The organism is Citrobacter sp. LJND-P06, from assembly GCF_058188415.1.
This window is the reverse complement of the sequence record NZ_CP187317.1, coordinates 1099797-1111727: the sequence shown is the minus strand read 5'-3', so window position 1 is coordinate 1111727 and position 11931 is coordinate 1099797. Positions and strand designations below refer to the sequence as shown.

At 51.1% G+C, this 11931-nt stretch carries 12 protein-coding genes, 1 other RNA gene and 1 pseudogene; 8 read left to right on the top strand and 6 right to left on the bottom strand.

What is annotated here, in order from left to right; translation table 11 throughout:
* Window positions 1–12: 12 nt before the first annotated feature.
* The gene (rpsP, locus tag ACO7SM_RS05385) at window positions 13–261 is read right to left on the bottom strand and encodes a 30S ribosomal protein S16 (protein ID WP_003031228.1); all 249 of its coding nucleotides are present in this window, start codon (window positions 259–261) and stop codon (window positions 13–15) included.
* A gap of 271 nt (window positions 262–532) precedes the next feature.
* Window positions 533–1894 (bottom strand): signal recognition particle protein, encoded by a 1362-nt coding sequence (ffh, locus tag ACO7SM_RS05380; protein ID WP_276294267.1) that lies wholly within the window; start codon window positions 1892–1894, stop codon window positions 533–535.
* Between the two features lie 165 nt (window positions 1895–2059).
* Here ffh and ACO7SM_RS05375 point away from each other — a divergent pair, with 165 nt between their 5' ends.
* Both ACO7SM_RS05375 and ACO7SM_RS05370 read left to right on the top strand, forming a co-directional pair.
* A complete protein-coding gene (locus tag ACO7SM_RS05375; RefSeq protein ID WP_203360307.1) occupies window positions 2060–2851 on the top strand; it encodes a cytochrome C assembly family protein in 792 nt (263 codons plus the stop codon).
* A 19-nt stretch (window positions 2852–2870) separates the two neighbouring features.
* Window positions 2871–4157 (top strand): HlyC/CorC family transporter, encoded by a 1287-nt coding sequence (locus ACO7SM_RS05370; RefSeq protein WP_490470870.1) that lies wholly within the window; start codon window positions 2871–2873, stop codon window positions 4155–4157.
* A 62-nt stretch (window positions 4158–4219) separates the two neighbouring features.
* On the opposite strand, the gene grpE is transcribed toward ACO7SM_RS05370, so the two are convergent.
* Window positions 4220–4813, bottom strand: a complete 594-nt coding sequence (gene grpE / locus ACO7SM_RS05365) for a nucleotide exchange factor GrpE (RefSeq protein WP_276294266.1) — start codon at window positions 4811–4813, stop codon at window positions 4220–4222.
* A gap of 123 nt (window positions 4814–4936) precedes the next feature.
* Between grpE and nadK the strand changes: the two genes are divergently transcribed.
* The 3 genes from nadK to bamE all read left to right on the top strand — a co-directional run bounded on the left by nadK (window position 4937) and on the right by bamE (window position 8056).
* Window positions 4937–5815, top strand: coding sequence for an NAD(+) kinase (nadK, locus tag ACO7SM_RS05360; protein ID WP_192613137.1), 879 nt, complete (start codon window positions 4937–4939; stop codon window positions 5813–5815).
* A gap of 85 nt (window positions 5816–5900) precedes the next feature.
* Complete coding sequence (recN, locus tag ACO7SM_RS05355) at window positions 5901–7562, top strand: DNA repair protein RecN (protein ID WP_490470002.1); 1662 nt, start codon at window positions 5901–5903, stop codon at window positions 7560–7562.
* A gap of 149 nt (window positions 7563–7711) precedes the next feature.
* A complete protein-coding gene (gene bamE / locus ACO7SM_RS05350) occupies window positions 7712–8056 on the top strand; it encodes an outer membrane protein assembly factor BamE (RefSeq protein ID WP_192613139.1) in 345 nt (114 codons plus the stop codon).
* Window positions 8057–8100: 44 nt separating this feature from the next.
* On the opposite strand, the gene ACO7SM_RS05345 is transcribed toward bamE, so the two are convergent.
* From ACO7SM_RS05345 to ACO7SM_RS05335, 3 genes are all read right to left on the bottom strand, one after another.
* Window positions 8101–9314, bottom strand: a protein-coding gene (locus tag ACO7SM_RS05345; protein ID WP_490467723.1) for an IS3 family transposase whose coding sequence is annotated in 2 segments (ribosomal slippage) — window positions 8101–8972 and window positions 8972–9314 — 1215 coding nt in all. Because the reading frame shifts where the segments join, the coding sequence is not laid out codon by codon here.
* A gap of 115 nt (window positions 9315–9429) precedes the next feature.
* A complete protein-coding gene (locus tag ACO7SM_RS05340; protein ID WP_490470001.1) occupies window positions 9430–9720 on the bottom strand; it encodes an RnfH family protein in 291 nt (96 codons plus the stop codon).
* Window positions 9710–10186 (bottom strand): type II toxin-antitoxin system RatA family toxin, encoded by a 477-nt coding sequence (locus ACO7SM_RS05335; RefSeq protein ID WP_490470000.1) that lies wholly within the window; start codon window positions 10184–10186, stop codon window positions 9710–9712. The genes ACO7SM_RS05340 and ACO7SM_RS05335 overlap by 11 nt, the downstream gene beginning before the upstream one ends.
* 131 nt (window positions 10187–10317) lie before the next feature.
* Between ACO7SM_RS05335 and smpB the strand changes: the two genes are divergently transcribed.
* The 3 genes and pseudogenes from smpB to ACO7SM_RS05320 form a co-directional block, all read left to right on the top strand.
* On the top strand, window positions 10318–10800 hold the full coding sequence (gene smpB, locus ACO7SM_RS05330; RefSeq protein ID WP_192613142.1) for an SsrA-binding protein SmpB: 483 nt from the start codon (window positions 10318–10320) through the stop codon (window positions 10798–10800).
* 246 nt (window positions 10801–11046) lie between these two features.
* Window positions 11047–11410, top strand: a transfer-messenger RNA (tmRNA) gene (ssrA, locus tag ACO7SM_RS05325).
* 217 nt (window positions 11411–11627) lie between these two features.
* Window positions 11628–11804 (top strand): annotated as a pseudogene (locus tag ACO7SM_RS05320) (hypothetical protein); the annotation flags it as partial.
* Between the last annotated feature and the right edge of the window lie 127 nt (window positions 11805–11931).

The window sequence follows — 11931 nt, the reverse complement described above, 5'->3', positions numbered from 1 at the left end:
CACCGTGACAGATTAAGCTGCTTTGTTTGCTGCTTTGATCAGCGTAGCTACGCGATCAGAAATAGTCGCGCCCTGGCCAACCCAGTGAGCGATGCGATCCAGATCCAGGCGAGTGCCTTCTTCTTTTTCGCTAGCGATTGGGTTAAAGAAGCCAACGCGCTCGATGAAGCGACCGTTACGTGCATTACGGCTGTCAGTAACAACAACCTGGTAGAACGGACGCTTTTTAGCGCCGTGACGAGCTAAACGAATAGTTACCATAACATCCTCTTGTGTGAATAGAACACCCGGGCCCCATCGAGGGACGGGGCCCGGGTGTCATATTAAAAGCCCGAAAATTTTACTCATTTCTGGGGAAATTGCAATCAGCATATGCTTCACATATGCCAAACAAGGGATATAAGGCGTATATCGGTGCAGCCAGTTTAGTGCCGGCGTGCGCGCAAAAAGCGGAGCGTACACGCAGTACGTGAGCATTTTGAGCACACCCCGGGGCTAAAATGGCAAACAAGATAGCCTTATTCCCTTGTTTTTAGCGGCCAGGAAATCCGGGGGGCATCATCCCCTTCATACCACGCATCATTTTCGCCATACCGCCTTTCTTCATTTTCTTCATCATGCGCTGCATGTCGTCGAACTGTTTCAGAAGACGGTTAACGTCTTGTACCTGCATGCCGCAACCGGCTGCGATACGACGTTTACGGGAACCTTTGATGATTTCCGGCTTGGCGCGCTCTTTCAGGGTCATCGAGTTGATGATGGCTTCCATGCGCACCAGCACTTTGTCATCCATCTGCGATTTAACGTTGTCAGGAATCTGCCCCATGCCCGGTAGCTTGCCCATCAGGCTCGCCATTCCGCCCATGTTTTTCATCTGACGCAGTTGCTCAAGGAAATCGTTCAGATCAAAGCCGTCACCTTTTTTCAGCTTGCTGGCCAGTTTCTCAGCCTGCGCACGGTCAACTTTGCTTTCGATATCTTCGATCAGCGACAGCACATCGCCCATGCCGAGAATTCGGGAGGCGATACGGTCTGGATGGAACGGCTCCAGCGCTTCGGTCTTCTCGCCGACGCCGAGGAACTTAACGGGCTTACCGGTAATATGGCGAATAGAGAGCGCCGCACCGCCGCGGGCGTCACCGTCCACTTTCGTCAGTATCACACCGGTTAACGGCAGCGCTTCGTTAAACGCTTTTGCCGTATTGGCGGCATCCTGACCGGTCATGGCGTCAACCACAAACAGAGTCTCAACCGGATTGATCGCGGCGTGAACCTGTTTGATTTCGTCCATCATCGCTTCATCAACGTGCAAACGACCGGCGGTATCCACCAGCAGCACGTCATAAAACTTGAGTTTGGCCTCTTTCAGCGCGGCATTAACAATATCAACCGGCTTCTGACCCACGTCAGACGGGAAGAAATCGACGCCAACTTGCTCAGCTAACGTTTCCAGCTGTTTGATCGCCGCCGGGCGATAGACGTCGGCAGAGACAACCAGCACTTTCTTCTTGTGTTTCTCGCGCAGGAATTTACCCAGCTTACCGACGCTGGTCGTTTTACCCGCACCCTGTAAACCCGCCATCAACACGACAGCCGGCGGCTGTGCAGCCAGATTCAGCGTCTGGTTTTCTTCGCCCATTGCCGCAACCAGTTCGTTACGGACAATCTTGACGAACTCCTGCCCTGGCGTCAGGCTCTTGTTAACTTCATGACCAACCGCTTTCTCTTTTACGCGATTGATAAACTCACGCACTACCGGCAGCGCAACGTCAGCCTCCAGCAGCGCCATGCGCACTTCGCGCAGCGTCTCTTTAACGTTGTCTTCAGTAAGGCGTCCACGGCCACTGATATTGCGCAGTGTGCGCGACAAACGATCGGTTAAATTATCAAACATTGTCTCTCGCCTGGGGTGGAAACGGTTGGTCGCTAGCGCGACACATCTACAGAATTTTGCCGCAGTATAACATGAAGCCGTCTTTGTTGTTATGCAACGGTTGGAGCAGCGGTCACGTAACGCTATACTGCTTCTCTCTCTACTGGCCAACTGTCGACACTTAATATGCCCGTTTTTGCCCTGCTCGCCCTTGTCGCCTATTCCATCAGCCTCGCGCTGATCGTTCCTGGTCTGCTGCAAAAAAACAGCGGCTGGCGGCGTATGGCCATTCTCTCCGCAGTTATCGCGCTGGTGTGTCACGCGTTCGCGCTGGAAGCCCGCATTCTGCCGGGCGACGGCAGCGGACAAAACCTGAGCCTGTTAAACGTTGGCTCGCTGGTCAGCCTGATGATTTGCACCGTGATGACCATTGTTGCCTCACGCAATCGCGGCTGGCTTTTGTTGCCTATCGTCTACGCATTTGCGCTGATCAATCTGGCCTTCGCCACGTTCATGCCCAATGAGTACATTACTCACCTCGAAGCAACGCCAGGCATGATGATACACATCGGACTGTCGCTGTTCTCTTACGCAACGCTCATTATTGCTGCGCTGTACGCCTTACAACTGGCGTGGATCGACTATCAGTTGAAGAACAAAAAACTGGCCTTCAGTAATGAAATGCCGCCGCTGATGAGCATTGAGCGCAAAATGTTTCACATCACGCAGATTGGCGTTGTACTGCTGACACTGACCCTTTGTACCGGTCTGTTTTACATGCATAACCTGTTCAGCATGGAAAATATCGATAAAGCCGTGCTCTCCATCGTGGCGTGGTTTGTCTATATTGTCCTGTTGTGGGGGCATTACCATGAAGGCTGGCGTGGACGCCGTGTCGTCTGGTTTAACGTTGCTGGCGCGGGCATTCTGACAATGGCCTATTTTGGCAGTCGTGTATTGCAGCAGTTTGTAAGCTAAACCCTCTAAGGAGTTTCCCCTGGAACATATTTCCACCACCGCGCTGATCGTCACGCTGATCATCATGGTGGTTATTTCAGCCTATTTTTCCGGCTCCGAAACCGGAATGATGACGCTGAACCGCTACCGCCTTCGTCATCTGGCGAAGCAAGGCAACCGCCCGGCAAAACGCGTGGAAAAATTGCTGCGCAAGCCAGACCGTTTGATCAGTCTGGTGCTGATCGGCAATAACCTGGTGAATATTCTGGCGTCGGCGCTCGGCACAATTGTCGGTATGCGACTGTACGGTGATGCTGGCGTAGCGATTGCCACCGGCGTGCTCACTTTTGTCGTGCTGGTGTTCGCGGAAGTATTACCAAAAACCATCGCCGCGATGTACCCGGAAAAGGTCGCTTACCCAAGCAGCTTCCTGCTTGCGCCGTTGCAGATACTGATGATGCCGCTGGTCTGGCTGCTCAATACCATAACCCGTCTGCTGATGCGAATGATGGGCATCAAAACGGATATCGTTATTAGTAGTTCGCTGAGTAAAGATGAACTGCGAACCCTGGTGAACGAATCGCGCTCGCAAATTTCTCGTCGCAATCAGGATATGCTGCTGTCGGTGCTGGACCTGGAGAAAGTCAGCGTTGACGACATTATGGTTCCGCGCAACGAGATTATCGGGATCGACATCAACGACGACTGGAAGTCGATTGTGCGTCAGCTTTCGCACTCGCCACACGGGCGTATCGTGCTCTATCGCGAGTCACTGGATGACGCCATAAGCATGCTGCGGGTTCGTGAAGCCTGGCGGCTGATGTCGGAAAAGAAAGAGTTCACCAAAGAGACGATGCTGCGCGCCGCTGATGAAATTTACTACGTCCCGGAAGGAACACCGCTCAGTACACAGTTGGTCAAATTTCAGCGTAATAAAAAGAAAGTCGGTCTGGTGGTCAACGAATACGGCGATATTCAGGGGCTGGTGACGGTTGAAGACATTCTGGAAGAGATTGTCGGCGACTTCACGACCTCCATGTCCCCCACCCTGGCAGAAGAAGTGACGCCGCAAAATGATGGTTCGGTAATCATTGACGGTAGCGCCAACGTTCGCGAAATCAACAAAGCGTTTAACTGGCACCTCCCCGAAGACGATGCCCGGACGGTAAACGGCATTATCCTGGAAGCGCTGGAAGAGATCCCGATAGCAGGTACCCGCGTGCGTATTGGTCAGTACGATATCGATATTCTCGACGTGCAGGACAATATGATTAAACAGGTGCAGGTGTTGCCGGTAAAACCGCTGCGGGAAAGTGTGGCGGAATAAGGCCTGGCAGGAGTTGTAGGCCGGGTAAGGCGTCACCGCCACCCGGCACTATGAGAAGCAGATTAGCCCTTCGCTTTCGCCACGGTGACCATGGCAGCACGAATGGTACGGCCGTTCAGCGTATACCCTTTTTGCATAACACCCAGTACATTGCCCGGTGTCACATCTTCAGATTCCACCATGGCAATCGCCTGATGCACGTTCGGATCTAACGGCACGTTAACGTCTGCAATCACTTCGACACCAAATTTACGCACAACATCCAGCATGGATTTCAGCGTTAATTCAATACCTTCCACCATAGACGCCATGTCCGGGTTGGCTTTATCGGCCACTTCCAGCGCACGATCCAGGCTATCCACTACCGGCAGCAGCTCATTGACGAATTTTTCCAACGCAAATTTGTGCGCTTTTTCTACGTCCAGCTCAGTACGGCGGCGCAGGTTTTCCATTTCCGCTTTGATACGCAACACGCTGTCACGTTCACGCGTCTGGGATTCAGCAAGCTGAGCTTCCAGATTCGCAATTTTTTCATCGCGCGGATCCACCTGCTCAGCAGAAGCGTCTGATTCAACCGCCTCAACTTCTTCGTGCTGATCCATGATAATTTCTTCCGGGGCTTGCCCCTCAGGCGTTTTCTGTTCTTTACTACTCATGAATTTCTCCGCGTTTTTTTTCGCATTCATCTCGCTAACTTCGCTTATTATGGGGATCAGATTCAGGGATTCAAGGGAAGCACTCACATTGTCATCAATCTTCGCTACAAGGACCTCGAGAAAATGAATAACCATTTCAAGTGTATTGGCATTGTGGGACATCCACGTCACCCCACGGCACTGACCACACATGAAATGCTCTACCGTTGGCTATGCGCCAAAGGTTATGAGGTTATCGTGGAGCAGCAAATCGCCCATGAATTACAGCTCAACAATGTACAAACCGGCACGCTTGCGGAGATTGGTCAACAGGCTGACCTCGCGGTGGTGGTCGGCGGCGACGGCAACATGCTCGGCGCGGCGCGCACCCTCGCGCGCTATGACATCAAAGTCATCGGCATCAACCGCGGCAACCTCGGATTCCTGACCGACCTTGACCCTGACAACGCCCTGCAGCAGTTAGCCGATGTGCTGGAAGGCCACTACATCAGTGAGAAACGCTTCCTGCTTGAAGCCCAGGTGTGCCAACAAAACTGCCAGAAGCGCATCAGTACCGCCATCAACGAAGTGGTTCTGCATCCTGGCAAAGTCGCGCACATGATCGAGTTTGAAGTCTATATTGACGAAATTTTTGCGTTTTCACAGCGCTCCGATGGGTTGATTATCTCCACCCCAACGGGTTCCACGGCCTATTCGCTCTCTGCTGGCGGCCCTATTCTGACCCCTTCGCTGGACGCGATCACCCTGGTGCCGATGTTCCCGCATACGCTCTCAGCTCGCCCGCTGGTGATCAACAGCAGCAGCACGATTCGCCTGCGTTTTTCGCATCGCCGTAACGATCTTGAGATCAGCTGCGACAGCCAGATTGCGCTTCCTATACAGGAAGGTGAAGATGTCCTTATTCGCCGCTGTGATTATCACCTTAATTTGATACATCCTAAAGATTACAGCTATTTCAATACATTAAGCGCCAAACTGGGCTGGTCAAAAAAATTATTCTAATTTTACGCCAGACTCTTTACTGTATAAAAAACCAGTTTATACTGTACGTAATTACAGTTATGGTTTTTCATACAGGAAAACAGCTATGTTGGCACAACTGACCATCAGCAATTTTGCTATCGTTCGTGAACTCGAGATCGATTTTCAGAGCGGAATGACCGTCATCACCGGTGAAACCGGGGCGGGTAAATCCATTGCAATTGATGCGCTCGGCTTGTGTCTGGGTGGGCGGGCCGACGCCGACATGGTGCGCGTTGGTGCCTCACGCGCCGATTTGTGCGCCCGCTTTTCTCTGAAAGATACCCCGGCCGCGCTACGCTGGCTCGAGGAAAATCAGCTTGAAGAAGGCCGCGAGTGCTTACTACGTCGCGTCATCAGCAGCGATGGTCGCTCGCGCGGCTTTATCAATGGTACCGCCGTTCCCCTGTCGCAACTGCGCGAACTCGGCCAGTTGCTTATTCAAATTCATGGTCAACATGCACATCAACTGCTGACCAGGCCTGAGCATCAAAAAAATCTGCTTGATGGCTACGCGAACGAATCCACGCTGATTCAGGAAATGGCTGCGCGTTATCAACTGTGGCATCAAAGCTGCCGCGATCTGGCGCATCACCAACAACAAAGCCAGGAGCGCGCCGCCCGAGCCGAATTGCTGCAATACCAGCTAAAAGAGCTTAACGAATTCAATCCACAACCCGGTGAATTTGAACAAATAGACGAAGAGTACAAACGTCTGGCCAACAGTGGGCAACTGCTCACAACCAGCCAGAATGCGCTGGCAATCATGGCCGACGGCGAAGACGTTAATTTGCAAAGTCAGCTGTATACGGCAAAACAACTGGTCACTGAACTGGCAGACATGGACAGCAAACTTTCTGGCATTCTCGACATGCTGGAAGAAGCCACAATCCAGCTCAGCGAAGCCAGCGACGAACTGCGCCACTACTGTGACCGTCTGGATTTAGATCCCAATCGCCTGTTCGAACTGGAGCAGCGGATTTCAAAGCAGATCTCACTGGCCCGTAAACATCACGTTAGCCCGGAAGCGTTACCGCAATTTTATCAGTCTCTGCTCGAAGAACAGCAGCAGCTTGACGACCAGGCAGACTCTCTGGAAACCCTGACACTGGCGGTAAGTAAACATCATCAGCAGGCGCTGGATGCGGCGAAAGCGCTGCACGATCAACGTCAGTTGTATGCGCAGGAATTGGGGCAACTCATTACCGAAAGCATGCATCTCCTTTCCATGCCGCATGGGATTTTTGCCATCGACGTGAAGTTTGACGAGCAACATTTAAGTGTGGACGGTGCTGACCGTGTTGAATTTAAGGTCACCACAAACCCGGGGCAACCTATGCAGCCAATTGCTAAAGTGGCTTCTGGTGGCGAACTGTCACGTATCGCGCTGGCTATTCAGGTGATCACGGCACGTAAGATGGAAACCCCAGCGCTCATCTTTGATGAAGTGGACGTGGGTATCAGTGGCCCAACCGCAGCGGTTGTTGGTAAACTGCTGCGTCAACTAGGTGAATCTACTCAGGTGATGTGCGTCACCCACTTGCCGCAGGTGGCGGGATGTGGTCATCAACACTTCTTCGTCAGCAAAGAAACCGACGGTGCAATGACCGAAACACACATGCAAGCGCTGGACAAACGTGCACGTCTGCAGGAGCTAGCACGTTTACTCGGCGGTAGCGAAGTGACGCGCAATACCCTCGCAAACGCGAAAGAACTGCTGGCGGCGTAAACTTTTTTTCACCTTCAGGGTCAGAGTACACAACGAAATCGCCGTAAGAGCCGACACCAAAAGGTTTTAAAGTGGTGAAAGGTCTATTATCATCGGCATATTACATATGAGCCGCGTACTGCTCGGGCCCGAAAAGGAATCAAATCACTATGCGCTGTAAAACGCTGACTGCTGCCGCAGCAGTACTACTGATGTTGACTGCAGGCTGTTCCACTCTGGAGCGAGTGGTTTACCGTCCTGACATCAACCAGGGGAACTATCTGACACCTAACGATGTGTCCAAAGTGCGTGTCGGCATGACGCAACAACAAGTTGCTTATGCTCTGGGTACTCCAATGATGTCCGATCCGTTTGGCACAAACACATGGTTTTATGTGTTCCGTCAGCAACCAGGGCACGAAGGTGTGACGCAACAAACACTGACGTTGACCTTTAACAGCAACGGCGTGTTAACTAACATCGACAACAAGCCAGCACTGACCAGCAATAAATAAGCTCGCAAATGACTAGTCCTGATATAGGTTGACACTTTTCAGCCTTAAAACGCCTGATGAACTTCATCGGGCGTTTTGTATTTTAACGACAGATGGGGTCGCCGTGTGTTGTAAATCTCTACCGACTCCCTGACCATCTTTCTCGCCTGCTCAATATCTTCTGGCCTGACGAGAAGATATTCCATTTTTAATATCCCGTTTACCCGTTCCGCCAGCGCATTCTGATAGCAGTCATATCCATCCGTCATCGAGCAGATGACGCCGTAACGTTCATGCAGCGCCTGATATTCTGTTGAACAGTACTGGATACCCCGGTCTGAGTGATGTATCAGTGGGGCTGTTGTACGCCTGCTCACCAGTGCCATTTTGAGTGCGGTGGCCACATGCCGGGTATGCAGACTTTCATGTACATGATATCCCACTATTTTTCGCGACCAGACATCGGTTACCAGACTGACATACGCCGTTCCCTGACGCAGTGGAAGATACGTGATATCCGCGACCCATATCTGTTCCGGATGGCTGGCAACAACCTGATGTTCACCTGACTTCAATAAGTTAGGGTGACAATAAAAGCGATGATGGCTGTTCGTCGTTTTATGATAGGCCCGCTTCGGCATCACCAGTAAATGCGAGCAACGCAGTATCCGGAACAGACGGTCACGGCCAACATACAGCGCCGGGTCTGCTTGTTGTCGCAGCAGATAATGCAATTTACGCGTGCCCAGCCGGGGCTGTTGCAACCGGATGGTCGTCACCTGTTCAATGATGTTCCTGGCCTGAATTTCCCGGCCACGCTCACGCTGCAAAGACTGATACCATGCCTGCCGGCTAATCCCCAGGAACCGGCAGGCACGTGTTACTGTGAGTCCCGGCGTTTGTGTTTGCGTGATAAGACGTCCAACTGCTTTTTTGTCAGAGTCGCTCCGAACTCCGTATTCATAACTTTCACAACCGCTTCAAAAAACTGTGCTTTGATTTCTGATTCAGCGAGTTGCTGCTCGAGTTCTTTAATTCGCTGTTCGGGGGTGAGAGGCATTTTAGGCATGTTAACTCCGCATGCTCTGACAGGAGAGGAGGAACGCCAGTCGAGTTGACCATATTTGCGCAGCCATGCCATGACTGTGTAGCTACCCTGAATACCGTAGCGATCTTGCGCCTGGCGGTAAGTCATTTCACCTTTTTCGACCTGTTCAACAACGGCCAGTTTAAAGGATAGTGGGTAATCGCGTTGTGTGCGTTTAATGTATTGGTTCATCACATTCTCCTCAGTGTGCGAGTTAAATGTGTCAACGCTATTTAGGACGGGTCAAAATATCAAAAAAGGTGCTCAATGAGCACCTTTTTTATTGTGACTGACCCGTCCTGAATAGTTATTTATTGCCTGACTTTTCTGCGCGCTTTCGGCGCAACTCTTTCGGGTCAGCGATTAATGGTCGATAAATCTCAACCCGATCACCATCATGAACCGCATCGGCAAGTTTTACCGGACGACTATAGATACCGACTTTGTTCTTCGCGAGATCGATATCCGTGCGTAATTCCAGCAGCCCGGAAGCCCGGATAGCCTCTTCAACCGTTGCCCCCTCTGCCAGCGTCACACGCTGTAAATACTGCTTCTCAGGCAAGGCGTAGGCAACCTCGACGACAATTTTAGCCAACACTGTAAACCTCTTTGGCGCGGACGGTGAAAGCCTGCACCATGTTGGAAGCCAGTTCCTTGAAGATACGCCCAAACGCCAGCTCTATAAGTTTGTTGGTAAACTCAAAATCAAGCTGAAATTCAATGCGACACGCTTCATGACTCAACGGCGTAAACTTCCAGCCGCCAATCAATTTTTTAAACGGCCCGTCGACCAGATGCATCAGGATGCTCTGATTATCCGTCAGATGATTGCGCGTGGTGAACGTTTTGCTGATCCCAGCTTTCGAGACGTCCACCGCAGCGGTCATCTGCCCTGGCGTCGACTCCAGAACACGACTTCCAATGCAGCCCGGTAAAAACTGGGGGTAGGACTGAACATCATTTACTAACTGATACATCTGCTCCGCACTGTAAGGTACTAAAGCTGTCCGGCTTATCTGAGGCATAGCTATTTCCATCAACATAAATCGAACAAATAATACCATTTATCATCCGGTAAAAAAAACGCTATACCTCCGGTCAGGTACTTGCGGGTTCATGCTAAGATAATGCCTTCCCCCCGCAGGATGATAATGGGGTGTTTTTCGATTCCAGATTACCTATACTGAGCGGCATTATGACGAAGAAAAAAGCACACAAACCTGGCTCAGCCACTATCGCGCTTAACAAACGCGCCCGACACGAATACTTTATCGAAGAAGAGTTCGAAGCTGGACTTGCCCTGCAAGGTTGGGAAGTCAAATCCCTGCGCGCGGGTAAAGCCAACATCGGCGACAGCTACGTGATCCTGAGAGACGGCGAAGCATACCTGTTTGGCGCCAACTTCACGCCCATGGCTGTAGCCTCTACGCACGTCGTGTGCGACCCGACCCGTACCCGTAAACTGCTGCTTAATCAGCGTGAGTTAGACTCTCTCTATGGCCGCGTGAACCGGGAAGGCCACACCGTTGTGGCGCTCTCCTTGTACTGGAAGAACGCCTGGTGCAAAGTGAAAATTGGCGTCGCGAAAGGTAAAAAACAGCACGATAAACGTTCGGATGTGAAAGAGCGTGAATGGCAGTTGGATAAAGCACGTATCATGAAAAATGCGGGACGATAACCGCCAGCCAAACTTTGTGGCCAGTTTCATGATTGCAACTGGCCACTCCTCAATACTCACCTCCTGGCAATATCCCAAATTTAACCAGCAACGATAACCTGCGTTGATCGTCAGTAAGCGGAAACCGTCTCTGACGCTCTGAATAAACCGCATAACCGCATGAAATAAGCGCTATATGAGCGCTAAGCGAACAGATACAGACTGGCATTGAGCTTCACAAATCTGTTATACTTGCTTTAACACATTGGGGCTGATTCTGGATTCGACGGGATTCGCGAAACCCAAGGTGCATGCCGAGGGGCGGTTTGCCTCGTAAAAAGCCGCAAAAAAATAGTCGCAAACGACGAAAACTACGCTTTAGCAGCTTAATAACCTGCTCTGAGCCCTCTCTCCCTAGCTTCCGCTCTTAAGACGGGGATCAAAGAGAGGTCAAACCCAAAAGAGATCGCGTGGAAGCCCTGCCTGGGGTTGAAGCGTTAAAACTAATCAGGCTAGTCTGGTAGTGGCGTGTCTGTCCGCAGGTGCCAGGCGAATGTAAAGACTGACTAAGCATGTAGTACCGAGGATGTAGGAATTTCGGACGCGGGTTCAACTCCCGCCAGCTCCACCAAAATTCTCCATCGGTGATTACCAGAGTCATCCGATGAAGTCCTAATAGCCCGCACGGCGCAAGCCCTGCGGGCTTTTTTGTGCCTTGAATTTGTCCTGCTGAGTCTGAAGTAAACTCATTAAATCCGAACCTTTTAGGCCCATTGATAGACCCAACGAAAAGCTCTATTGTTTTCGTTGGTCCTAAACGCAGGGAAATTACTCATTGTAACCATCCCGCCATGCTGAAAGAGTATGGGCTAAATTACGATAAACGTCGGGCAAATCCGGGCATGCAGACAAACCTCACGCTCAAAGAGGAAAGCAACGCCGACTGGCTACCAAAGTGCATTGAACCCGCAAACTCTGACCGGCAATTGCCGGTCTTTTTGTGTCCACAAACAGCATATTGTTAAGATCTCACTGGTAATTACCCGCCAATTATTTACTTATAATTCATTGAAAATAAATATAAAATTATCACAAACAGTAGTTTAACCAGTAAATATAAAAAAGAACTTTTAGTGATAATGTGCTAGATAT

Coding starts and splice junctions, on each gene's coding strand:
- rpsP (WP_003031228.1), bottom strand. CDS start 261: ATGGTAACTATTCGTTTAGCTCGTCACGGCGCTAAAAAGCGTCCGTTC.
- ffh (WP_276294267.1), bottom strand. CDS start 1,894: ATGTTTGATAATTTAACCGATCGTTTGTCGCGCACACTGCGCAATATC.
- ACO7SM_RS05375 (WP_203360307.1), top strand. CDS start 2,060: ATGCCCGTTTTTGCCCTGCTCGCCCTTGTCGCCTATTCCATCAGCCTC.
- grpE (WP_276294266.1), bottom strand. CDS start 4,813: ATGAGTAGTAAAGAACAGAAAACGCCTGAGGGGCAAGCCCCGGAAGAA.
- nadK (WP_192613137.1), top strand. CDS start 4,937: ATGAATAACCATTTCAAGTGTATTGGCATTGTGGGACATCCACGTCAC.
- recN (WP_490470002.1), top strand. CDS start 5,901: ATGTTGGCACAACTGACCATCAGCAATTTTGCTATCGTTCGTGAACTC.
- bamE (WP_192613139.1), top strand. CDS start 7,712: ATGCGCTGTAAAACGCTGACTGCTGCCGCAGCAGTACTACTGATGTTG.
- ACO7SM_RS05335 (WP_490470000.1), bottom strand. CDS start 10,186: ATGGTATTATTTGTTCGATTTATGTTGATGGAAATAGCTATGCCTCAG.
- smpB (WP_192613142.1), top strand. CDS start 10,318: ATGACGAAGAAAAAAGCACACAAACCTGGCTCAGCCACTATCGCGCTT.